Genomic DNA, 22,767 nt, shown 5'->3' on the forward strand with positions numbered 1-22,767 from the left:
GTGCCGTCAGTTTCTTTGGCGGCCAAGGACATTCACTTGTCCTTCGGTCCCAATGCGGTGCTGCGCGGGGTCGATATCGACGCGCCGGCCGGCCGCACGGTGGCGGTGATCGGCCCGTCGGGCTCCGGCAAGTCGACCCTGCTGCGGGTGTTGAACCGGCTACACGAACCCGACCGCGGCGACGTCCTGCTCGACGGGCGGTCGGTGCTGGGCGACGATCCCAATCGGCTGCGGCAGCGGATTGGCACGGTGTTTCAGCATTTCAACCTCTTTCCGCATCGCAGCGTGCTGGACAACGTCACGCTGGCGCCGCGCAAGCTCAAGCGCCTGCATGCCGACGAGGCCCGGGAACTGGCGCTGGCTCAGCTGGACCGGGTGGGCATGAAACACAAGGCCGATAGCCGTCCCGGCGCGCTGTCGGGTGGGCAGCAGCAAAGGGTCGCGATCGCCCGGGCGTTGGCGATGGCGCCACAGGTGGTGCTGTTCGACGAGGCCACGTCGGCGCTGGATCCCGAACTGGTCAAGGGCATTTTGGCGCTGATCGCGGATCTGGGCGCCGACGGCATGACCATGGTTGTCGTCACCCACGAAATGGGTTTTGCCAGCTCGACATCGGACGCGGTTGTCTTCATGGACCACGGTCAGGTGGTGGAAACCGGGCCGCCGGACCAGATTTTCGGGGCGGCAAGAACCGAGCGGTTGCAGCGCTTCTTGTCGCAGGTGCTTTGAGATCAGAAACGCTTTTCGGGCCGGTCAACGTCCAGACAGGTTAGACTGGCGAACTATGGCGGAACGGGAAGCCACGGCGCCGGAGCTCACCGAGTTGGCTGAGGGTCTTCACCGCACGCTGTCGAAACTGTTTTCGATTCTGCGCCGGGGGGATCCCAGCGCCGGCGCCGCCACAGCAGGCGAACTGACGCTGGCCCAGCTGTCCATCCTGTTCACCCTGCTGGATCGGGGTCCGATCCGGATGACCGATCTGGCCGCGCATGAACGCGTCCGGACGCCCACCACCACTGTGGCGATCCGCAGGCTGGAGAAAATCGGCCTGGTGAAGCGCTCGCGTGACCCGTCGGACTTACGCGCCGTCCTCGTCGACATCACGCCGCGGGGGTTAGCCGTCCACCGCGAGTCGCTGACCAACCGCATCGGCGCGTTGGCGGCGCTACTCAGCCAGCTCGACGAGCCCGATTTGGAGACGCTGACCAAGGCGCTGGCGCCGCTGGAGCGGCTGGCGGCCAGCGAGCCGGTGACTAGCCCGGCGGCGGCCCGGGCTGCCGGCGAACAGGCCTGACCGGCCGCGCTTGACAGACATGCCGACCGCGCTCATCACCGGCGCCAGCCGGGGGATCGGCGCAGCCATCGCCACCGCCCTGGCGCCAACGCACACCCTGCTGTTGGCCGGACGGCCTTCACCCGCGCTGCAAGCCACCGCAGAACGGCTCGGCGCCACCACACTGCCGCTGGACCTGACCGACACCGATGCGATTCCTGCCGTCACCCGCTCCATCGGGGAGCTCGACGTGCTGGTCCACAGCGCCGGGGTGTCGTTCCCGGGGCGGGTTGCCGAGTCCACCGTTGAACAGTGGCGCACCACCTTCGAGGTCAACCTTGTTGGCGCAGTGGCTCTTACGCTCGTACTGCTGCCGGCTCTGCGGCGCACAGGAGGTCAGGCGGTGTTCATCAACTCCGGCTCAGGGCGCAAGGCGTCGCTGAAGATGGCCTCGTACTCCGCGAGCAAGTTCGCGCTGCGCGCGTTCGCCGACTCACTTCGCGAAAGCGAGCCGTCGCTGCGGGTCACCAGCGTCTACCCCGGTCGCACCGACACCGACATGCAGCGTGAGCTGGTGTCCTTCGAGGGCGGCGACTACGATCCCGAGAAGTTCCTGCGACCGGACACCGTTGCCGAGGCGGTCGCCCACGCGGTGGCCACCCCACCCGACGGCCACCTTCACGAGGTCGTAATCCGGCCCCGTTGAGCGCGAGCAACTAGCGCGAGCAGGTTCCTAGACGACGAGGTTGACCAGGCGTCCGGCGACCACGATCACCTTCTTCGGGGTGGCCCCCGCCAGGGATGTCCGGACTTTCTCGTCGGCCAGCGCAGCGGCTTCCACCGCGTCGGCGTCGGAGTTGGCGGGCAGCGTGATGCGGCCGCGCACTTTGCCATTGACCTGCACGGGATACTCGACGGTGTCCTCGACCACGTAGTCCGGGTCGGCCGCCGGGAACGGCCCGTGCGCAAGTGAGCTCGGGTGACCCAGCCGCTGCCACAGCTCCTCGGCCAGGTGCGGCGCCAGCGGCGCCAGCATCAGCACCAACGGCTCTACCGCTGCGCGGGGCACCGCATCGCGGTGCTGCTTGGTGAGGTGATTGGTGTACTCGATCAGTTTGGCTACCGCGGTGTTATTACGCAGTGCCGCATAGTCTTCCGAAACACCGGCGATGGTGCGGTGCAGCTGCCGCAGCGTGTCGGTGTCGAGATCCGCGTCGTCGGTCACCCGGATCTCGCCGGTCTGCTCGTCAACCACCAGCCGCCACACCCGCTGCAGGAAGCGGTGCGCCCCGACGACATCCTTGGTGGCCCACGGGCGGGAGGCTTCCAACGGACCCATCGACATCTCGTACACCCGCAATGTGTCGGCGCCGTACTCGTCGCACATCTCGTCGGGCGACACCGAATTCTTCAGGCTCTTACCGATTTTTCCGAATTCCTGGAAGACTTCGATCTCCCCGGCGGGCCCGGGATGGACGAATCTGCCGTCGCGTTCGACCACCTCGGCGGCCGGCACGTAGGCCCCCCGAACGTCGGTGTAGGCGAACGCTTGGATGTAGCCCTGGTTGACCAGCCGTCGGTACGGTTCGCGGGAGCTGACGTGACCCAGGTCGTAGAGCACCTTGTGCCAGAACCGCGCATACAGCAGGTGCAGCACCGCGTGCTCGGCGCCTCCGACATACAGGTCGACGCCGCCCGGATCGCCGGGGCCATGCTCGGCCGGCCTCGGACCCATCCAGTAGGCCTCATTCTCCTTGGCGCAGAAGCATTCCGAGTTGTGCGGGTCGGTGTAGCGCAGCTCGTACCAGGAGCTGCCGGCCCACTGCGGCATCACGTTCGTGTCGCGGGTGTAGGGCTTCAGCCCGTCACCGAGGTCCAGTTCCACGTGCATCCAGCCGGTCGCTTTGGCCAGCGGCGGCTCGGGAACGCTGTCGGCGTCGTCCGGATCGAACAGCACCGGCGAGTGGTCCGGGACGTCGGGCAGTTCGACGGGCAGCGCGGCCTCGTCCAGCGCGTGCGCACGACCGTCGCTGTCGTAGACGATCGGGAAGGGTTCGCCCCAATAACGCTGCCGCGCGAAAAGCCAATCGCGCAGCTTGTATTCGATACGCGCCCGGCCCCGACCATCGGCCTCCAACCGCGCGGTGACGGCTTCCTTGGCCACCGCCACGTCCATTCCGTTCAGGTAGCCAGAGTTCACCAACATCCCGTCGCCGGTATAGGCGGCCACCGAAATATCCCCGCCGGCAATGACTTCGACGATCGGCAAGCCGAACTCGTGGGCGAACTCCCAGTCGCGCTGGTCGTGACCGGGAACCGCCATGATCGCCCCGGTGCCGTATCCGGCCAGCACGTAGTCCGCGATGAACATGGGCACCTGCTCGCCATTGGCCGGGTTGACCGCATAACTGCCCAGGAACACCCCGGTTTTGGTTTTGTTCTCTTGGCGCTCCAGATCGGACTTCGCCGCGATCGTCCGCCGGTAGGCGGCGACGGCATCAGCTGGTGTGGCGCCGCCGAAGGTCCAATGCGGATCTACCCCGGCCGGCCAGTCGACCGCGACCAACCGGTCGACCAGGTCGTGCTCGGGGGCGAGCACCAAATACGTGGCGCCGAAGAGGGTGTCCGGCCGGGTCGTGAACACCTCCAAGTCCACCGTCTCGCCGTCGGCGGTGGGCGCCGAGAACAGCGCGGCGGCGCCGGTCGAGCGGCCGATCCAGTTGCGCTGCATGGTTTTGACCTTGTCCGGCCAGTCCAGCAGGTCGAGGTCGTCGAGCAACCGGTCGGCGTAGGCGGTTATCCGCATCATCCACTGCCGCAACCGCTTCCGGAACACCGGAAAGTTGCCGCGGTCGCTTCGGCAGTCCGCGGTGACCTCTTCGTTGGCCAGCACGGTGCCCAGTCCCGGACACCAGTTGACCATCGAATCCGCTCGGTAGACCAAGCGGTGGGCATCGATCACTTCGGCGCGCTGGGGCGCCGACAGCGTCGCCCAATCCCGGCCGTCACCCAATTGCCTCGCGCCGGAGTCGAATTCGGCAACCAGATCGGCGATCGGTCGGGCTTTGTTGGCGGCGGTATCAAACCACGCGTTGTAGATCTGCAGGAAGATCCACTGTGTCCACTTGTAGAACTCGACGTCGGTGGTGGAAAAGCTTCGCCGGTTGTCGTGGCCGAAGCCCAGCCGGCCCAACTGCCGGCGGAAGTTGGCGATGTTGGCCTCGGTCCGGATGCGCGGGTGGGTTCCGGTCTGCACCGCGTACTGCTCGGCGGGCAGCCCGAACGCGTCAAAGCCCAATGCGTGCAGCACATTACGGCCGCTCATCCGGAAGTAGCGGGCATAGACGTCGGTGGCGATGTAGCCCAGCGGGTGGCCGACGTGCAGCCCTTCTCCCGACGGGTAGGGGAACATGTCCTGGACGAACAACTTATCCGCCGGCACGGCTGTGGGGGCGCCTCCCGCTTGCGGGGGACCGTCCGCCGGTGCGAGCGACCCGACCGGGTTGGCCACGTTGAAGGTCCCCATCCGATTCCAGGTGCCCTGCCAGGTCGCTTCGATGCGGCCGGCCAGCTCCGCGGTGTATCGGTACCGCGGCGCATCGGCGTCGGCCTGGACGGCTGGGTGTGGCCCTGTCGCGGCTGTTGGGGAGTCGGTCACGTCCAACAGGTTATAAGGGCGCGCGCGCCGGCCCGCCGCCCACGGGTTTGTCTCGGTTGCGTTGCGGACCGATCAGGGCTTTATCCCAGGTGTATTCCGGGTCGGTTCCGATCCGCTTTACAGCTGGTAGGCCCTACTTCGGCGTGGATACAGTCCGACTCAATGCTTCGCCGGAGAAGCGACGAGGGAAGGACCGACTCTGATGATGCGGATTGCCCGTAGCTGGCGGGTAGCTGTCGCGGGTCTAGCCGTCGCCGTCGTCGGTGTGCTGGGCTTGGCCTGCCCCACCGCGTCGGCAGACCCGGTGTTTCCGCCCCGGCCCGACCCCGTTCCGATCCCCGCGGCGCCGGTGACGCCGCAGGCCCTGACCGGCTCGCCGGGGGCTGTCGGCTACCCCCTGCCGGGTACGGCGGTCGCTGCCCCCGCGGCGCCGTCCCCGGCCTTGGCCGCGCCCGCCCCGGCAGTCCCCCCACCGGCGCCGATGCTGGTGCCGGCCCAGTCCGGGACGCTGCGGGACTACTTCGCCGCCAAGAACGTCAAGATGGAGCCGCAAAAGGCGCAGAACTTCTCCGCGCTCGACGTCACTTTGCCGATGCCGCCGGGATGGACGCAGGTGCCCGACCCCAACGTCCCCGACGCCTTCGTGGTGACCGCGAACCGTCGCAGCGCCAGCCTGTACACCTCCAATGCCCAGCTGGTGGTGTACCGGCTCGTCGGCGACTTCGATCCGAAGGACGCCATCACTCACGGTTATCTCGACAGCGAGCAGCTGCCCGCCTGGCGAACCACCAATGCCTCGCTGGCCGATTTCAACGGCTCGCCCTCGTCGATCATCGAGGGCACCTACCGCGAAAACGAGATGACACTCAACACCTCGCGGCGTCACGTCATCGTGGCCTCCGGACCGGATCAATACCTGGTGTCGCTGGCAGTAACGACCGATGCCGCCGCCGCAGTCGGGGAGGCGCCGGCCACCGACGCCATCGTCAACGGGTTCCGGGTCGGCCCGCCCGGATCCAACCCGCCCGCCGCGGCGCCGGGGGCCGTCGCCGCACCCCCGTCGGCGGCACCGCTCGCGCACTAGACAGCCGGCACGACGGCGGGCCGGGCCGCGCGGTGGCGCTGGCGGCGCCGGGGGATGCAGCACCACCGGTCGTCGGTGTGTGCATCGCGGGCGCCGTCGGCACTGTGGCCGTCGGTGCTTGGCAGAGCGCGCGCTACCCACTGCGTCGCGAAGCCGCCGGCTGCCGCGGCGCCTGCGCGACCTGCACGCTCAATTGCGGCTGATCTCGATCGGATGGGTGGCCAGCAGCGAAAGCGGCAGCGGCTGGCGCCGCAGCACCCGCCCCCACAGATCCACCCGTGGCTGGACCAGAACGTCAGACGGCAACGCCGACAACACAATCCAGTCGCCGCGCTCGATCTCGCCGTCGAGCTGACCGATCGTCCAGCCGGCGTATCCCGCGTATATCCGGACGCCCTCCACCAACGGGGCGACCGAATCGGGGTCGGCGTCCAAGTCGACCATCGCTATCCGGCCCGCCACGTGCCGCAACCCGGGCACGCCATCCGGTTCGGCGCCGACCCGCAGCACCGACAGGCACAGCGCTGCGTCACGCTTGACCGGTCCGCCGATGAACATCGTCTTCGGTTTCGCCGCCAGCGTGGCCCACTGCGGCAACACGTTGTACACCGCGGTCTCACTGGGGCGATTGAGCACCACGCCCAGCGTGCCCCCGTCGTTGTGCTCGACGATGTAGATCACGCTGCGGCGGAACGTCGGTTCGAGCAAACCCGTGTTAGCCACAAGCAAGGTGCCCGCCCGCACACGATGCGCGGCGGGGGCAATGAAGTCCTCCGGGTCTTCCGGTTGCGCCACGACTCCATCATCGCATCCGCGCCGGCCGCTGTCGTGAACAATCAGGGCGCTAGACAGATATTTGTAGTGTTGTTAACAGGGGCCTGATGCCGGGGCTGTGCCGTTTCCGAGAGCCGGGCCCCGTCACGGGGAAGTAGGTTCGGTGGCTCACAGGCGTGCACCTGTCGCTATCTGGCGCTCGGTGCGCGGCTTGCCCGACTTCTGGCGACTGTTGGAGTTGCGCACCGCAAGCCAGTTCGGCGACGGCCTCTTCCAGGCTGGCCTGGCCGGTGCGCTGCTGTTCAATTCCGAGCGGGCTGCCCGCCCGATGGCGATCGCCGGTGCTTTCGCGGTGCTGTTTTTGCCGTACTCGCTGCTGGGCCCGTTCGCCGGCGCGCTGATGGACCGCTGGGACCGTCGGCTGGTATTGGTCGGCGCCAGCCTGGCCCGGGTGATGGCGGTGGCCTCGGCGGGAATCTGCCTGGCCATCGGTGCCGCCAACCTGGTGGTGCTGTGCGGCGCGCTGGTGGTCAACGGCCTGGCCCGGTTCGTGTCCTGCGGATTGTCCGCCGCCCTGCCGGATGTGGTGCCCCCCGGCCAGGTCGTCGCGATGAACTCGATCGCGTCGGCGACCGGTGCGATCGCCGCGTTCGTCGGCGCCAACTTCATGCTGGTGCCCCGCCTGCTCGTCGGTTCCGGCGACACTGGGGCGGCGTCGATCATCTTGCTGGTAAGCGTCCCGATGGTGGTCGCACTGGTGCTGTCGCTGCGGTTTGGCGCCCGCGTGCTCGGTCCTGACGACACTCAGCGGGCGGTCCACGGATCGGTCGTCTACGCGGTGATCAACGGCTGGCTGCACGGCATCCGCACCGTGCGGCAGCGTGCCACGGTGGCCGCTACCTTTTCCGGGTTGGCGGCGCACCGGATGGTGTTCGGCGTCAATACCCTGGTGGTGCTGCTGGCGGTGCGCAGCGGTGGCGCCGCGTCGGTCGGCGCGATGGCGGGTGCGATGTTGTTCCTGGTCGCCACCGGGACGGGGTCCTTTCTGGCCAATGTGGTGACCCCGCCCGCAGTACGCCGGTGGGGCCGATACGCCACCGCGAACGGGGCATTGGCGATCGCCGCGACGATCCAGCTCGGCGGGGCCGGTCTGCAGCTGGCGGTGATGGCGGCGTGTGGGTTCTTCCTGGGGGCTGCGGGTCAGGTACTCAAGCTTTGCGCCGATACGGCGATCCAGGTCGACGTGGACGACGCTCTGCGCGCTCATGTATTCGCCGTACAGGATTCGTTGTTTTGGGTCGCGTTCATCGGCGCAATCACCGCCGCCGCCACCGTTATTCCGCATAACGGCCACTCCCCTGCGCTCATACTGGCGGGCACCGGGCTCTACCTGTGCGGGCTGGCGGTCCACAGCATCGTCGGGCGCCGCCGCCAGCCGGCTTAAGGTACACAGGATGGCTGGCCTGCAACAGATCGTCGCCGACTTGCGCGCCGAAAGCGATGAGCTCGAGGCGCTGGTTGCGCCGCTGCCTGCGGATCGCTGGGCGGCATCGACGCCTGCCACGGGTTGGACCATCGCGCATCAGATCGGACATCTGCTGTGGACCGACCGCGTCGCGCTGAGGGCGGTCACCGACGAGCCGGCCTTCGCCGGGCTGCCGGAAATGGCCGCGGCCGACCCGGTCGGCTTCGTCGACGCGGGCGCCGACGCCCTGGGCGTCACGCGGTTACCGACGGCCCGGCTGCGTTCCGTCGCCCATATCGGCGTGCGCCGGCCCGCCGGGCGTCGGTCGCTCATGACACGTCGAACGTGGACTTGTTGCACGTTTTTTCGCGATTTGCGTACATCTTCTCCACGCTCGGCGATCGCTACAGCGTCGCAGCCGCATCGGCGGTGCCGTCGCCGTCGATGTCGGTCAGCTTGACGTCCCACCGTCCGTCGCCATCGGTATCGACGTAGCCCGTCACGCCGTTGTCGTCGGCGACGATTGCCCGGTCCGCCAAGCCGTTTCCGTCGCTGTCAAGCAGCCGGTCGTCGACCTGGCCGTCGCCGTCGAAGTCCACCAGCGGTCGGCTGGTGTGCTCGACGCCGTCGAGGCCTAGCCAGCGGAGTTGCCCAACGGCGGCGTTGCCCTGCGCCGGCTGGCCGGCGCGCGGCGGATTCGCGGCCACCGCCCAGGTCCCGGACCCGTCGTCGGTGAAGTAGCGTGCCGCGCTGCCGTCAAGGCCCCCTTTGTCGAGATCGAGGACGGCATGGTCGGCCAGGCCGTCGCCGTCAAAATCGGCTAACGCGTCATCGGCCAAGCCGTCGCCGTCGAAATCCAGACTGACCGCATCCAGCCGGCCGTCACCGTCGAGGTCGATGTCCGCGCCGCGGTCCCAGATCGTCGCCGTGCCGTCGCCGTCGCCCAAGCAGTACTCCATGCCGAATCCGACGCCGCCGGGCCGCTACTGGTTCCCGCGGGAGCGCCACCACGTCATCAGCTCGGCCGTCGCCTCGTCGCGGGTCAGCGGGCCACGGTCCAACCGCAATTCTTTGAGATAGTTCCATGCCTCGCCCACCTGCGGGCCCGGCGGGATGCCCAGCAATTCCATGATCTCGTTGCCGTCCAAATCTGGACGGACCCGCTGCAGATCCTCCTTGGCAGCCAGCTCTGCGATGCGCGCCTCCAGGCTGTCGTAGTTGGCCTGCAGCCGGGCGGCTCGCCCTCGGTTACGGGTGGTGCAGTCGGCGCGCACCAACTTGTGCAGCCGAGGCAACAGGCGCCCTGCGTCGGTGACATAGCGACGCACCGCCGAGTCGGTCCACCGGCCCTCGCCGTACCCGTGGAATCGCAGATGCAGGTACACCAACTGCGATACGTCGTCGACCATTTGTTTGGAATATTTCAAGGCCCGCAATCGCTTTCGGGCCATCTTGGCGCCGGCCACTTCGTGGTGGTGGAAGCTGACGCCGCCGTCGGGCTCGTGCCGGCGGGTGTCCGGCTTGCCGATGTCGTGTAGCAGCGCCGCCCAGCGCAACACCAAGTCAGGGCCGCCGTCTTCCAGCGCGATGGCTTGGCGTAGCACAGTCAGCGAATGCTGGTAGACATCCTTGTGCTGGTGGTGCTCGTCGATCGCCATCTGCATGCCGCCGACCTCGGGCAGCACGACATCGCCCATCCCGGTCTGCACCATCAGCTCGATGCCGACCACCGGGTCGTCGCCCAGCAGCAGCTTGTCCAGTTCGGCGGCCACCCGCTCGGCGGTGATCCGGGCCAACTCCGGCGCCATCTCCTCCATCGCCGAGCGCACCCGCGGTGCGACGGTGAAACCCAGTTGCGAGACGAACCTCGCGGCGCGCAGCATGCGCAGCGGATCATCGCCAAACGACTCCGACGGGGTCGCCGGAGTATCCAGCACGCCGGCGCGCAGCGCGGCCAAACCGCTTAGCGGATCGATGAATTCACCGGGTCCGGCTGCCGTGACGCGCACCGCCATCGCGTTCACGGTGAAGTCACGGCGCACCAGATCGTCGTCGAGCGAGTCGCCGAAACACACTTCCGGGTTGCGCGACACCCGGTCGTAGCGGTCGGCCCGGAAGGTGGTGATCTCCAGCCGATGTTCAGCCTTGCCCACCCCGACGGTGCCGAACTCGATACCGGTGTCCCACAACCCGTCTGCCCAGGGCCGCAGTAACTTCTGCACCTGCTCGGGCCAGGCGTTGGTGGTGAAGTCCAGATCGGGGCTCAGCCGGCCCGTCAGCGCGTCCCGCACCGACCCGCCCACCAGATACAGCTCGTGTCCAGCGGCGGCGAACAACGAACCGAGTTCGCCCAGCAGATCGGCATGCCTGTTCAAGGCAACCGCGGCGGCGGTCAGCAGATCGGCATCCTGGGTGGCTTTCGGCACGTTCGGAAAGCCTAGTCGGGTGACGATGCGGCCGCGTGCGGCCCGCTGAGAAGCCCGACAATCGGGCTGAGCGGCTAGCACATGACCGGCGAGTGCGCCGGGGAGCGTCTTCGCACGCCAGCTACTATCGCTTGGGTGTCGGAAGGCAAAAAAGCGCAACCGCGTCGACGCCGGGGAAGGCGTCGTGGTCGGCGCGGCGCCGGGTCCGGCCACGGCCAAACCGACAAAGCCGCGATCGATACCAGCACACCAGCCGCTGGCGAAAAGCCCGGCCCGTCCCATTCCACTCGCCGCGGCCCCGAGCGGCTGCGCACTGTGCACGAAACGTCGGCCGGCGGACTGGTCATCGACAACATCGACAGACCCCGCGAAGAGCAGGTCGCCGCGCTCATCGGCCGCGTCGATCGCCGCGGCCGGATGCTGTGGTCGTTGCCCAAAGGGCACATCGAGCTCGGTGAGACGGCCGAGCAGACCGCGATCCGCGAAGTGGCGGAGGAGACCGGGATTCAGGGCAGCGTCTTGGCGGCACTGGGCAGAATCGATTACTGGTTTGTCACCGACGGGCGGCGAGTGCACAAGACCGTGCACCACTATTTGATGCGGTGCTCGGGTGGGGAGCTGTCCGACGCGGACGTGGAGGTCGCCGAGGTGGCATGGGTGCCGCTCCGCGAGTTGCCGTCCAGGCTGGCCTACGCGGACGAACGCAAACTGGCCGAGGTGGCCGGCGAGTTGATCGACAAATGGCAGACCGACGGCCCGGCCGCGCTGCCGCCCGTGCCGCCCACTTCGCCGCGGCGGCGGCCGCAAACCCACTCGCGTACCCGAAACCGGCGGCCCGACGAGCCGGTGCGCGGCCGGAAGAACGGTTGCGGTCCCGAGCCGTGACGATGTCGCGGCTATTCCAAGTGGCGACCCGCTGCGCCCGGCTGCGCCGCGCTTGCGATCGCCACGGGCAGCTCGCCGTAGTGCGCCTCGCCGTGGCGGTCGGCATCCTGGTTGGTTTTTCAGGCGCGCTCACGCTTCCCATCGCCGCGCCGCGCGCCGCCGCGGGCGAGCCCGGCGCGACTGCGTTCGTCCAAATCCGGATCGACCAGGTGACCCCGCAGATTGTCACCACGACCAGCGAGCCCGTCGTCAGCGTCAGCGGTACCGTGACGAACATCGGAGACCGCCCGGTCCGCGACGTGATGGTCCGCCTCGAGCACGCCCCGGCGGTCAACACATCGGCGGGGCTGCGCACCAACCTCGACGGCAGCACCGACCAATACGAGGCAGTCGCCGACTTCCTGACGGTGTCCAGTGAGCTGCAGCGCGGCCAAAAGGCCGCCTTCACCCTGTCCGCGCCGGTTCGTTCGCTGACCAAGCCCTCGCTGGCAGTCGCCAAGCCCGGCGTCTACCCGCTGCTGGTCAACGCCAACGGAACACCGGACTACGGTGCACCGGCACGCCTCGACAACGCCCGGTTCCTGCTGCCGGTAGTCGGAGTACCACCGGATCCACTCGACACCTCCTCAGATGCGCTCAGCGCCGTCGTCGCACCCGACACCTCCAAACCCGTGCCGATCACCATGCTGTGGCCGCTGGCCGACCGACCGCGGCTGGCGCCCGGTGTGCCCGGCGGCACGATGCCGGTGCGGTTGACCGACGACGAGCTGGCAACCTCGCTGGCCACCGGCGGCCGGCTGGATATCCTGCTGGCCGCGGCCGAGTTTGCGACCAGCCGCGACGTCGACCCCGACGGCGCGGTCAGCCGTTCGCTCTGCCTGGCCGTCGACCCGGACCTTCTGGTCACGGTCAATGCGATGACCGGTGGCTATGTGGTCGACGATGGCGCTGACGAACAGCCGGGCGCGCCGACGCACCCGGGGACCGGGCAGGCCGGGGCGGCAAGCTGGCTGAACCGGTTGCGCGCGCTGGCTCACCGGATGTGTGTGGCCCCGCTGCCGTATGCCGAGGCCGACCTGGATGCGGTACAACGTGTCGGCGATTCCGGCCTCAGCGCGAGCGCGACCAGCGCGGCCGGCGACGTCGTCGACCAAATCCTGGGCGTGACCGCGGTCCGCGGCGCCACCCTCATCCCCGACGGCTCGTTGACCGCCCGCACGGTGGCCCTGTTGAGCGCCAACGCCAACAGCGTGGTGATCGCCGCCGCCGACCCTTCCGCAGACGACACCGCCGCCGCCGCGCCGGTGGCGGCGGACACCGCGCCCCGCCGAGCGTCGCCGCAGCTGGTGTTCGCGCCGTTCGACCCCGCTGTTGGCGCTGCCTTCGCGGCGACGGGCTCCGATCCGGTCGCGCCGACTTACCTGAACGCCGCGCTGGCGGTTCGGCTTCAACACGACTCCGAGACCGCTCGGCGCCAGGACGCGCTGGCCTCGATGCTGTGGCGGACCCTGCGGCCGGGCGTGACCCCGCGCGCCGAGGTGCTGTTGCCGCCGACCAGCTGGAAACTGCGGTCCGACGACGCGGGTGCGATCCTGACCACGCTGGCGACCGCGATCCGTTCCGGGTTGGCGGTGCCACGGCCCCTGCCCGCGCTGATCGTCGGCGCATCAGCCACTCCACCGGCCGCCGCGACGCCGCTCGTTACCAGTGTCGAAGAAGGCCAACGCGGCCGGTTCGACAACAGCGTCGTCGCCACGATCGCCAACGAGGTGGGCCGGCTATGGGGACTGACGGCGGCGTTGACGAGCGATGCTCGCACCGGGCTAACCGGTGTCGGCTATACCGCGCCGCTGCGCGAGGACATGCTGCGTGCCGTCAGCCAGGCCCAACGGCCCGATACCCGCAATGGGCTGGCTGGGCGGCGACTGGAAATTGTCGGCGCCGCGATCGACGACCTGTTCGGCGCCGTCACGATCGTGCACCCGACCGGGCCCTACACGCTGGCCACCGAGCACAGTCCGCTCCCGCTGGCCCTGCACAACGGGCTGGCGGTGCCGATCCGGGTGCGGCTGCACGTCGAAGCCCCGCCCGGAGTGCGCGTCACCGATCTCGGCGAAATGGAGTTGCCGCCGGGGTATCTGCCACTACGGGTGCCGATCGAAGTGAACTTCACCCAGCGGGTGGCCATCGACGCGACGTTGCGCACGCCGGGCGATGTGCCGCTGGGCGAGCCGGTGCGGCTGTCGGTGCACTCCAACGCCTACGGCAAGGTGCTGTTCGCGATCACGCTGAGTGCGGCGGCGGTACTGGTGGCTTTGGCGGGACGACGGCTCTGGCACCGCTTCCGCGGTCAACCCGACCCCGCCGACCTTGATCGTCCAGACGCCGCGGACACACCGTTCGCCGATGAAGATCGCCGCGTCGGCCAAGAGAATCGCGTATGAGTTCGGCCGGCCCGCCCGCACCGCCACCTACGCGGCCACCTTCGCAGCCCACAGGTCCCCGCCCCCGCCGGTCGCGTCGTGCGGGCCCGCCCACCGGGCCGCTGCCGCCGACGGGGCTGGTGTCGTCGCAGGGTGGCCAGCCGCCGTCGCGTCCTGAGCTGTCCGACGCCGCGCTGGTGTCCCGCTCCTGGCGAATGGCGTTCGCCACCCTGATCAGCCGTCTCACCGGGTTTGCCCGGATCGTCATCCTGGCCGCCATCCTCGGTGCGGCGCTATCCAGCGCCTTCTCGGTGGCCAACCAGCTGCCCAACCTGGTCGCCGCGCTGGTGCTGGAGGCGACGTTTACCGCGATCTTCGTGCCGGTGCTGGCGCGCGCCGAGCAGGACGACGCCGACGGCGGTGTGGCGTTCGTGCGGCGCTTGGTGACGCTGGCCACCACCCTGCTGTTGGTGACCACGCTGCTGTCGGTGGCTGCGGCCCCCTTGCTGGTGCGGCTGATGCTGGGTCGCAACCCTCAGGTCAACGAGCCGCTCACCGCGGCGTTCGCCTACCTGCTCCTTCCCCAAGTGATCTTTTACGGCCTCTCGTCGGTGCTCATGGCCATCCTGAATACCCGCAACGTGTTCGGGCCGCCCGCCTGGGCGCCCGTCGTCAACAATGTGGTCGCCATCGCGACCCTGGGCGTCTACCTGGCGACCCCAGGACAACTGTCGGTGGATCCGGTGCAGATGGGCAACGCCAAGCTGCTGGTGTTGGGCGTGGGCACCACGTTGGGCGTCGTCGCGCAAAGCGTGGTGCTGCTGGTGGCGATCCGGCGTCAGCGCATCGGCCTTCGTCCGCTCTGGGGCATCGACGAGCGGCTCAAACGCTTCGGCGCGATGGCCGCCGCGATGGTGCTCTACGTGCTGATCAGCCAGATCGGTCTGATCGTCACCAACCAGATCGCCAGCACCGCAGCCGCCTCGGGGCCGGCGATCTACAACTACACCTGGCTGGTGCTGATGCTGCCGTTCGGCATGATCGGGGTGACGGTGCTGACCGTGGTGATGCCCCGGCTGAGCCGCAATGCCGCCGCCGACGACATCCCGGCCGTGCTGGCCGACCTCTCGCTGGCCAGCCGATTGACGATGATCACGCTGATCCCGACGGTGGCATTCATGACGGTCGCCGGGCCGGCGATCGGCAGTGCGCTGTTCGCGTACGGCCATTTCGGCGACGTGGACGCCGGCTACCTGGGCAGGGCGATCACGTTGTCGGCGTTCACCTTGATTCCGTACGCGATCGTGCTGCTGGAGTTGCGCGTTTTCTACGCGCGCGAGCAGCCGTGGATACCGATCGTGATCATCATCGTCATCACGACCGTCAAGATCGCGGCTTCGCTGCTCGCGCCGCACGTCACAGGCGATCCCGACCTGGTCGCCGGTTACCTCGGATTGGCCAACGGCTTGGGATTTTCGGCTGGCGCGATCGTCGGCTATTACCTGCTGCGCAACGCGCTGCGGCCGCTCGGCAGCCTGGGGGCGCCTCCTGCTCGCGGGGGACTGCTCGGCGTCGCGGAGGTGCGTACCATTCTGGTCGCGATCACCGGATCGCTGCTGGCCGGGCTGATCGCGCACGTGGTCGACGAGCTGATGGGCATGCGCCGGCTCACCGCCTACGGCGGCGGCGCCGGCTCGCTGTTGCGGTTGTTGGTGCTCGCTGTGCTCATGTCGCCGATCGTGGCCGCGGTTATGCTGCGCGCGCGGGTGCCCGAGGCCCAGGCGGCGTTGGCCGCATTTCGCGGCTGGCTCGGCGCCCAACCCGGCACGGCTTCGCGTCCTGGCGGCCCGCCACGCAACGTCGCTGCCGGCACACCCCTGGTGCATCATCAGCTGTTGCGCCCCGGTGACGTCACGTACCCTGAGCAAAGGAATTCGTCTACGCCGAGGGGACATCCGGGACGAGAGCCCCTGCGGCGCGGGCTTCCGGAAGACGTAACCGGAAAGGGGGCTGGGAAAGGACCGGGTATGACCGATGGCCCATCGGACGGCACGTCATCTAAAGCTGTCTCCGACATCGACCCGGCCCCACCGCCCCCATTCGACACCGTTCCTGACGGGCCCGACATCGTCGCGCCACCAGCCCAGCCGCCGCGGTCGAATGGCGGACCCTCGGCAGACCCCGCCGATCCGGCGGGCTTGGACGCCCCGCGCCAACCGCCGCCCCAAGACGACCCGCAGCTGGTTCCCGGGGCCAGCATCGCCCGCGGTCGCTACCGGCTGTTGGTCTTTCACGGCGGCGGACCGCACCTGCAGTTCTGGCAAGCACTCGACACCGCGCTGGATCGCCAAGTGGCGCTGACGTTTGTGGACCCGGACGCGACGCTCTCGGACGACCAAGTTCGGGAAATCCTGTCTCGCACCATGCGGCTGAGCCGCATCGACCAGCGTGGAATCGCCCGCGTGCTCGACGTCGTCCACACCGGCACCGGCGGGCTGGTCGTCACCGAATGGGTGCGCGGTGGCTCGCTGCGGGAGGTGGCCGACACCTCGCCATCAGCCGTCGGCGCTGCCCGCGCAATGCAAACGCTGGCCGCCGCCGCCGATGCCGCCCACCACGCCGGCGTCGCGTTGTCGATCGACCATCCCGGCCGGATACGGGTCAGCATCGAAGGCGACGTGGTGCTGGCCTTTCCGGCGACCTTGCCCCACACCACCCCCGAGGATGACATCCGCGGCATCGGGGCCGCGTTGTATGCGCTGCTGGTCAACCGCTGGCCGCTGCCCGAATCCGGCGCCCGCGGCCGGATGCCGCCGGCACCCCGGGAACCGAGCGGTCAGCCCGCCGAACCCAGCTCGATCGATCGGGACATCCCGTACCAGATTTCCGCGGCGGCCACTCATTCGATTCAGGGTGCTGGTGGGATTCGCAGTGCGGCAACACTTTTGAATTTGCTACAGCAAGCGACCGCGGTGGCCGACCGCACCGAGCTGTTGGCTCCGCTGCCGGACCTGCCGCCGGCCCCAGCCCAGGGGGGCCGGTCCCGCCCGCCCGCGCTGGAGGAGGCGCAGGCGCGGGCCCGTCGCCGCGCGGTGACGATCTGGGTCGGCGCCGGGGCTGCGATCATCGTGGTGGCTTTACTGGTTTTGGCCTCAGTGCTGAGCCGGATGTTCGGCGACGTCAGCGGGCTGGACAAAGACCGGCTGGGGCTCAACGCGCCCTCGGGGAGTTCGACCTCCAGCGAAAGCGCCGCAGCGGGCAGCACGGTCAAGCCGGTGAGCGCGAAAGTGTTCTCCCCCGGCCAAGAGGCCGACAACCCGGGCAAGGCCGCCCTGGCGATCGACGGTAACCCGGACACGGCGTGGGAAACCGACACCTACCACGACGCCGCGCCGTTCCCGAGCTTCAAAAGCGGTGTCGGGCTGCTCCTGCAGCTGCCGAAACCCACCGTGGTGGGCGCGGTGAACGTCGACCTGGCCAGTACCGGAACGGCGATACAGATCCGCTCTTCGGCGGCGTCGACCCCGGCCAAACTGGACGACACCACCGCATTGACGCAGCCGGTGGCGATGCATCCAGGCCGCAACAGCATCCCGGTCAAGGCGTCGTCCCCCACGTCGTATCTACTGGTCTGGATTTCGACGTTGGGAACCACCAACGGCCAAAGCCGCTCCGGCATTTCCGAGGTCACCGTCCAAGCCGCGTCTTGATTGCACCGGCCCGATCGGGTGAAGTGCCGGGTACCGGCCGATTGGTTACTGTCCGGCCGTGGGCTTCGGGCGCCAACTTCATCAACAAGCCAGCGACGCAGAATTGCTGGCTGCCCACGTCGCAGGCGACCGCTATGCCTTCGAGGAGCTGTTCTACCGTCACCACCGGCAACTGCACCGGCTTGCACGGCTGACCAGCCGTAGCCCCGAGGACGCCGAGGACGCGCTGCAGGACGCGATGGTCTCGGCGCACCGCAGCGCCGGTTCCTTTCGGCACGACGCCGCCGTAAGCAGCTGGTTGCATCGCATCGTGGTCAATGCATGCCTGGATCGGTTGCGCCGCAACAAGGCTCACTTGACCACCGCGCTGGACGACGTCTACCCGGTGGCCGACCGAACCGCGCAAGTGGACACCGCGATCGCAGTGCACCGGGCACTGATGCGCCTGCCTGTCGAGCAGCGCGCTGCCGTGGTGGCGGTCGACATGCACGGCTATTCGGTCGCCGACACTGCGGCGATGCTCGGGGTGGCCCAAGGCACCGTCAAGAGTCGGTGCGCCCGCGCCCGGGCCCGGCTGGCCACCATCCTCGGCTATCTGGACGCCGACACCGCGCCGAATCGTTCGGCTGGCTAGCCACGGCGCGCCGCGTGTGGCGTTGGGGTTGCCGATGTCGGACACTGGGGCGGATGGACAGGGTTGGGCCGGATAAGAGCGCCGACACGGGCGGCGATCCACAGCTGACGGTGGAGGCCCTCGCCGAGCTGCAGGCGGGCCTGCTCGACGACGACACCGCTGCCCGGTTGCGCAAGTCGGTCCGCGCCGACCCGCACGCCCAGCAGACGATGGACGCGCTCAACCGCGTCCGCCGCGACATCGCGGCGCTGGGCGCCGACGCGTCGTCGGCGTCCGAGGTACCGCCTCGGATCGTCGATGCCGTCGCCGCGGCACTACGCGCCGAGCGACCACAAAGTTGGGGCGTGCGCGCCGCGCACACCGTCCGCACCGGCGCTCTTCCGCGCCCGGCACGGCTAGCTGTCGCCCTGGCCGGTCTGGCCGCCGTCGTCGTCGCCATCTGGCTGGGCACCTCGGCGCTGATCTCCTCGCCGGCGCCCACGCCGAGCCGGCCGACCACCGCGGAACACATCACCGTGTCCCGCCCGCCGACGATCATTCCGTTGTCGGACCAACAAATCCTCGACCTGCTCGGCGCGAAGCCGGACTTCGGCCCCTTCACCGACCCGCACCTCCGGATATCATGCCTGGACGGCTTGGGCTATCCGGCCGACGCCCAAGTACTGGGTGCCCGACCGGTCGAGATCGCCGGCCGCCCGGCCATCGTGCTGGTGCTCCCCGGCGATACGCCCGACACTCTGCGGGCCGTAGCAGTGCCGTCGACCTGCAGTGCCGTCGATACCGGCCTGCTAGCTGACAGGATCGTCAACCGTCCGTAATGTTCGCGGGAACAGCACCGCCTACGCTGGCGTTCGAGTGCTTTGAACCGAGTTGAAATATCCGAAAGGCTGGTATGAGCTCTTCAACCACCACTGTGCACAACGTGATCATCGTCGGCTCCGGACCTGCTGGTTACACCGCGGCGCTGTATGCGGCGCGTGCCCAGCTGGCGCCGGTCGTGTTCGAGGGCACCTCGTTCGGCGGAGCGTTGATGACCACGACCGAAGTGGAGAACTATCCCGGTTTTCGCGACGGGATCACTGGCCCGGAACTGATGGACCAAATGCGCGAGCAGGCGCTGCGCTTCGGCGCCGACTTGCGCATGGAGGACGTCCAATCGGTGTCGCTGGACGGCCCGGTCAAGTCGATCACTACCGCGGACGGAGAGACGCTGCAGGCGCGGGCCGTCATCCTCGCGATGGGCGCCGCAGCGCGGTATCTGCACGTGCCGGGTGAGCAGGAGCTGCTGGGCCGCGGAGTCAGTTCGTGCGCCACCTGCGACGGCTTCTTCTTCCGCGATCAAGACATCGCCGTGATCGGCGGCGGGGACTCGGCGATGGAAGAGGCCACTTTCCTGACGAAGTTCGCCCGCAGTGTCACGATCGTGCACCGCCGCGACGAGTTCCGGGCCTCGAGGATCATGCTCGACCGGGCCCGCAGCAACGAGAAGATCCGGTTCGCCACCTCTCATGTCGTGGTCGCCGTCGACGGCGAGTCCGCGGTCACCGGCCTGCGGCTGAAAAATACCGCCACCGGCAAGGAATTCACGTTGGCCGTGACCGGAGTATTCGTCGCGATCGGTCACGATCCGCGGTCTGAATTGGTGCGCGGCGCCGTGGACCTGGACACCGAAGGCTACGTGCTGGTGAAGGGCAACACCACGTACACTTCGCTGGAAGGAGTGTTTGCCGCCGGCGACTTGGTCGATCACACATACCGGCAGGCGGTCACCGCCGCCGGAACGGGTTGTAGCGCGGCGATTGACGCCGAGCGCTGGCTGGCCGACCATGCAGAGCCGGGCGAGCGTACACAAACCAGTGCCACCGAAGTCCCAGCAACAGCGACACTTTGATTGGAGTCAGCCTGATGACCAACGCCGGCGCACCCGTAGACGTATCCGACGCATCATTCCAAAGCGACGTGTTGGCCAGCAATACGCCTGTGCTGGTCGACTTTTGGGCTGCCTGGTGCGGCCCGTGCAAGATGGTGGCGCCGGTCCTGGCGGAGATCGCCGCCGAAACCGTCGGGCAGCTCACCGTCGCCAAGCTCGACGTCGACGCAAACCCTGAAACCGCCCGTAATTTTCAGGTTGTTTCGATCCCGACATTGATCTTGTTCAAGGACGGCCGACCGGTCAAGCGGATTGTTGGGGCCAGGGGTAAGGCGGCGTTGTTGCGCGAACTTTCCGACGCCGTTCCCAACGTCGGGTAGTTCGCTGCCGGATCGCCACGATTAGCTGGCGTTTTCCCGAAATCGCCGAGCGTCTGCGACAATACCGCCAAGGCTGTCAGCGAACGCCCACGCTGTTCACACCAGCTCACCGGAGGCCTTCGAATGTCGCATCCGCACCGCGGTGCCGGCGAGGCGCTGCGCTGTGGTGACCGCAGCGCAGCGGTCACCGAGATTCGGACTTCGCTGACCGCGCTGGGGCATCTCGACGGTCCGGACGAAGACATCACCACCGGAAAGCATGTGGCGCTCGACGTCTTCGACGAACAGCTCGACCATGCAGTGCGGGCGTTTCAGCAGCATCGCGGGCTGCTGGTGGACGGCATCGTCGGCGAAGCCACCTATCGGGCGCTGAAAGAGGCGTCTTACCGGCTCGGTGCTCGCATACTGAACCATCAATTCGGTGCGCCGATGTACGGAGACGACGTCGCCGCGCTGCAGGCCAGGCTGCAGGATCTCGGGTTTTACACCGGGCTGGTCGACGGATACTTCGGCTTGCAGACACACAACGCGTTGACGTCCTACCAACGCGAATACGGACTCTACGCCGACGGTATCTGCGGCCCGGAAACGTTGCGCTCCTTGCGCTTTCTCTCCTCACGAGTAACCGGCGGCTCGTTGCACGCCATCCGTGAAGAGGAGCTTGTCCGTCGATCCGGGCCGAAGCTGTCGGGCAAGCGGATCATCATCGATCTCGGGCGCGGCGGCACCGACCGCGGGTTGGTCACACAAGGTGCAGACGGACCGACCAGCGAAGCAGATGTGTTGTGGGACTTGGCCAGTCGTCTTGAAGAACGGATGGCCGCCATCGGCATGGAGACATTCCTGTCGAGGCCGACCAACCGCAGCCCATCGGACGCCGAGCGGGCTGCGACGGCTAACGCCGTCGGGGCCGATCTGATGATCAGCCTGCGCTGCGCAACCCAAGCCAGCCCGTCGGCTAACGGCGTCGCGTCGTTCCACTTCGGCAACTCGCACGGCTCGGTATCCACCATCGGCCGCAATCTGGCCGACTTCATTCAACGAGAAGTCGTCGCGCGCACCGGTTTACGCGACTGCCGCACTCACGGCCGCACCTGGGACCTACTGCGGCTGACCCGCATGCCGACGGTTCAGGTCGACATCGGCTATATCACCAACCCGCGGGATCGCGCGCTGCTGGTCACCGCCGAAACCCGGGATGCGATCGCCGAGGGAATCCTGGCGGCGGTCAAGCGAGTCTATCTGCTCGGCAAAAATGACCGGCCCACCGGCACATTCACCTTCGCCGAGCTACTCGCTCACGAGTTGTCGGCGGAGCAGGCCGGCCGGCTCAGCGGTTCGTAGCCGAGGCCCCTGCTGCGACCGGTTGCTCCAGCGACGACGTTTCCAGCAGCCGCTCAAGCGCTGCTTCGACTTCCGCCTTCCAGCCCAGACCCTTGTCCAGCTCGAGCCGCAGGCGCGGAAAATAGCGATGCGGCGCCACCACGACGAATCCCACGTCGCGCAGGAAGTCGGCGGCAATCACGCAATGCTCGACCGAACAGTCGCCTAGCGCCTCCAGCACCGGCCGCAGATCGGGGTCGACGTTTTGCGCGTCGAGCAGCTCCGCGACGTTCTCGGTGCGACCGAACGCCTCTAACGCCCGCACGCCCCGTCGGACCAACTCGTCGACCACCCGCGCCACAAGGCTGTACGGCAGCTCGTCGGCGGCTGGTCCGGGCTCCACCCGCATCGAGGTGAGCAGCACGGCGTCGGCCGACACCGGCGCCGTCGGAAACCGGTGCGCCCGCGGCACCGCCCGAGGTGGGGCGTAGAGCGCATAGCCCAGGCAAGGGGGTGTCTCACCTCCACCGCACTCGGCCGAATCCGCCGTCGCCACCTGACCGCACGATCCCCACTCCAGCATGACCATCGACAGCCACGCCTCTTTCTCGAATTCCGGGTCGGCGAGCTGGTTGTCGTCGCCAAGAGTGCCGGGGTCGACTTCCCAGAAGGTGCAGCGGCGCGCATGCTTAGGAAGCTGCTCAAAGGCTGCGAGTCGCAGCGGTGTGATTCGAGCAGACATTAGACTCCTGCGCCTCCGTGGACTGCTGTCATTGACGACCCTGCTTGTCCTCGGGCCATGGTGGCCCGCATCGTCGCAGGGCGCCGCCGATGCCCGGTTTCCCTGCGAGCGGGTGGTGCC

The 22,767-nt window shown here is 68.2% G+C and carries 19 protein-coding genes and 1 pseudogene; 15 read left to right on the top strand and 5 right to left on the bottom strand.

The genetic code is table 11. The features are described 5' to 3' along the window. The 3 genes from M5I08_RS24440 to M5I08_RS24450 are packed head-to-tail and all read left to right on the top strand — an operon-like array spanning position 1 to position 1,979. Positions 1-729 (top strand): amino acid ABC transporter ATP-binding protein, encoded by a 729-nt coding sequence (locus tag M5I08_RS24440; RefSeq protein WP_219067572.1) that lies wholly within the window; start codon positions 1-3, stop codon positions 727-729. A 55-nt stretch (positions 730-784) separates the two neighbouring features. Next, entirely contained in the window at positions 785-1,294 is a 510-nt protein-coding gene (locus M5I08_RS24445) for a MarR family winged helix-turn-helix transcriptional regulator (protein WP_219067542.1), read from the top strand. Between the two features lie 19 nt (positions 1,295-1,313). Further along, positions 1,314-1,979, top strand: a complete 666-nt coding sequence (locus M5I08_RS24450; RefSeq protein WP_219067541.1) for an SDR family oxidoreductase — start codon at positions 1,314-1,316, stop codon at positions 1,977-1,979. 27 nt (positions 1,980-2,006) lie between these two features. On the opposite strand, the gene leuS is transcribed toward M5I08_RS24450, so the two are convergent. Then, entirely contained in the window at positions 2,007-4,931 is a 2,925-nt protein-coding gene (leuS, locus tag M5I08_RS24455) for a leucine--tRNA ligase (protein WP_219067540.1), read from the bottom strand. Positions 4,932-5,133: 202 nt separating this feature from the next. Between leuS and M5I08_RS24460 the strand changes: the two genes are divergently transcribed. Both M5I08_RS24460 and M5I08_RS24465 read left to right on the top strand, forming a co-directional pair. Next, entirely contained in the window at positions 5,134-6,015 is an 882-nt protein-coding gene (locus M5I08_RS24460; protein WP_219067539.1) for an LpqN/LpqT family lipoprotein, read from the top strand. A 23-nt stretch (positions 6,016-6,038) separates the two neighbouring features. Beyond that, a pseudogene (locus M5I08_RS24465) lies at positions 6,039-6,218 on the top strand (hypothetical protein); the annotation flags it as partial. Here the strand turns inward: M5I08_RS24465 and M5I08_RS24470 are convergent. Further along, the gene (locus M5I08_RS24470; protein ID WP_219067538.1) at positions 6,205-6,810 is read right to left on the bottom strand and encodes a YqgE/AlgH family protein; all 606 of its coding nucleotides are present in this window, start codon (positions 6,808-6,810) and stop codon (positions 6,205-6,207) included. The pseudogene M5I08_RS24465 and the gene M5I08_RS24470 overlap by 14 nt on opposite strands. A gap of 97 nt (positions 6,811-6,907) precedes the next feature. Here M5I08_RS24470 and M5I08_RS24475 point away from each other — a divergent pair, with 97 nt between their 5' ends. Both M5I08_RS24475 and M5I08_RS27180 read left to right on the top strand, forming a co-directional pair. Next, positions 6,908-8,233, top strand: coding sequence for an MFS transporter (locus tag M5I08_RS24475; protein ID WP_370328543.1), 1,326 nt, complete (start codon positions 6,908-6,910; stop codon positions 8,231-8,233). Positions 8,234-8,243: 10 nt separating this feature from the next. Further along, a complete protein-coding gene (locus M5I08_RS27180) occupies positions 8,244-8,714 on the top strand; it encodes a maleylpyruvate isomerase N-terminal domain-containing protein (RefSeq protein ID WP_219067536.1) in 471 nt (156 codons plus the stop codon). Here M5I08_RS27180 and M5I08_RS24485 read toward each other — a convergent pair. Together M5I08_RS24485 and M5I08_RS24490 are read right to left on the bottom strand one after the other, a co-directional pair. After that, positions 8,659-9,213, bottom strand: a complete 555-nt coding sequence (locus M5I08_RS24485; RefSeq protein ID WP_219067535.1) for a pullulanase — start codon at positions 9,211-9,213, stop codon at positions 8,659-8,661. The two genes, M5I08_RS27180 and M5I08_RS24485, sit on opposite strands and share 56 nt — an antisense overlap. A gap of 24 nt (positions 9,214-9,237) precedes the next feature. Further along, positions 9,238-10,680 carry a CCA tRNA nucleotidyltransferase gene (locus tag M5I08_RS24490; protein WP_219067534.1) on the bottom strand — a complete coding sequence of 481 codons (1,443 nt, stop codon included), beginning with the start codon at positions 10,678-10,680 and terminating at the stop codon, positions 9,238-9,240. A gap of 135 nt (positions 10,681-10,815) precedes the next feature. Between M5I08_RS24490 and M5I08_RS24495 the strand changes: the two genes are divergently transcribed. The 8 genes from M5I08_RS24495 (at position 10,816) to M5I08_RS24530 (ending at position 21,926) form a co-directional block, all read left to right on the top strand. Further along, a complete protein-coding gene (locus M5I08_RS24495) occupies positions 10,816-11,565 on the top strand; it encodes an NUDIX hydrolase (protein WP_219067533.1) in 750 nt (249 codons plus the stop codon). 41 nt (positions 11,566-11,606) lie between these two features. Continuing rightward, positions 11,607-14,009, top strand: a complete 2,403-nt coding sequence (locus M5I08_RS24500) for a hypothetical protein (RefSeq protein WP_219067571.1) — start codon at positions 11,607-11,609, stop codon at positions 14,007-14,009. A 119-nt stretch (positions 14,010-14,128) separates the two neighbouring features. Next, positions 14,129-17,698 (top strand): lipid II flippase MurJ, encoded by a 3,570-nt coding sequence (locus tag M5I08_RS24505; protein WP_440271480.1) that lies wholly within the window; start codon positions 14,129-14,131, stop codon positions 17,696-17,698. Between the two features lie 58 nt (positions 17,699-17,756). Continuing rightward, positions 17,757-18,332, top strand: a complete 576-nt coding sequence (sigM, locus tag M5I08_RS24510; protein WP_219067531.1) for an RNA polymerase sigma factor SigM — start codon at positions 17,757-17,759, stop codon at positions 18,330-18,332. A 53-nt stretch (positions 18,333-18,385) separates the two neighbouring features. Further along, positions 18,386-19,150, top strand: a complete 765-nt coding sequence (locus tag M5I08_RS24515) for an anti-sigma factor family protein (protein ID WP_370328544.1) — start codon at positions 18,386-18,388, stop codon at positions 19,148-19,150. Positions 19,151-19,224: 74 nt separating this feature from the next. Further along, the gene (trxB, locus tag M5I08_RS24520) at positions 19,225-20,223 is read left to right on the top strand and encodes a thioredoxin-disulfide reductase (protein ID WP_219067530.1); all 999 of its coding nucleotides are present in this window, start codon (positions 19,225-19,227) and stop codon (positions 20,221-20,223) included. Positions 20,224-20,237: 14 nt separating this feature from the next. Then, positions 20,238-20,582, top strand: a complete 345-nt coding sequence (gene trxA / locus M5I08_RS24525) for a thioredoxin (RefSeq protein ID WP_219067529.1) — start codon at positions 20,238-20,240, stop codon at positions 20,580-20,582. A gap of 123 nt (positions 20,583-20,705) precedes the next feature. Next, positions 20,706-21,926, top strand: coding sequence for an N-acetylmuramoyl-L-alanine amidase (locus M5I08_RS24530; protein ID WP_219067528.1), 1,221 nt, complete (start codon positions 20,706-20,708; stop codon positions 21,924-21,926). Here the strand turns inward: M5I08_RS24530 and M5I08_RS24535 are convergent. Then, entirely contained in the window at positions 21,913-22,647 is a 735-nt protein-coding gene (locus M5I08_RS24535) for an acetyltransferase (protein WP_219067527.1), read from the bottom strand. The genes M5I08_RS24530 and M5I08_RS24535 overlap by 14 nt on opposite strands. Positions 22,648-22,767 lie beyond the last annotated feature (120 nt).

Source organism: Candidatus Mycobacterium methanotrophicum, from assembly GCF_023515995.1.
In the GTDB taxonomy this organism is placed as follows: Bacteria; Actinomycetota; Actinomycetes; order Mycobacteriales; family Mycobacteriaceae; genus Mycobacterium; species Mycobacterium methanotrophicum.

What these genes read in the sequence shown, in the direction of transcription:
- M5I08_RS24445 (WP_219067542.1), top strand. Translation starts at nt 785, where the DNA reads ATGGCGGAACGGGAAGCCACGGCGCCGGAGCTCACCGAGTTGGCTGAG.
- M5I08_RS24450 (WP_219067541.1), top strand. Translation starts at nt 1,314, where the DNA reads ATGCCGACCGCGCTCATCACCGGCGCCAGCCGGGGGATCGGCGCAGCC.
- M5I08_RS24460 (WP_219067539.1), top strand. Translation starts at nt 5,134, where the DNA reads ATGATGCGGATTGCCCGTAGCTGGCGGGTAGCTGTCGCGGGTCTAGCC.
- M5I08_RS27180 (WP_219067536.1), top strand. Translation starts at nt 8,244, where the DNA reads ATGGCTGGCCTGCAACAGATCGTCGCCGACTTGCGCGCCGAAAGCGAT.
- M5I08_RS24485 (WP_219067535.1), bottom strand. Translation starts at nt 9,213, where the DNA reads ATGGAGTACTGCTTGGGCGACGGCGACGGCACGGCGACGATCTGGGAC.
- M5I08_RS24515 (WP_370328544.1), top strand. Translation starts at nt 18,386, where the DNA reads ATGGACAGGGTTGGGCCGGATAAGAGCGCCGACACGGGCGGCGATCCA.
- trxB (WP_219067530.1), top strand. Translation starts at nt 19,225, where the DNA reads ATGAGCTCTTCAACCACCACTGTGCACAACGTGATCATCGTCGGCTCC.
- trxA (WP_219067529.1), top strand. Translation starts at nt 20,238, where the DNA reads ATGACCAACGCCGGCGCACCCGTAGACGTATCCGACGCATCATTCCAA.
- M5I08_RS24530 (WP_219067528.1), top strand. Translation starts at nt 20,706, where the DNA reads ATGTCGCATCCGCACCGCGGTGCCGGCGAGGCGCTGCGCTGTGGTGAC.
- M5I08_RS24535 (WP_219067527.1), bottom strand. Translation starts at nt 22,647, where the DNA reads ATGTCTGCTCGAATCACACCGCTGCGACTCGCAGCCTTTGAGCAGCTT.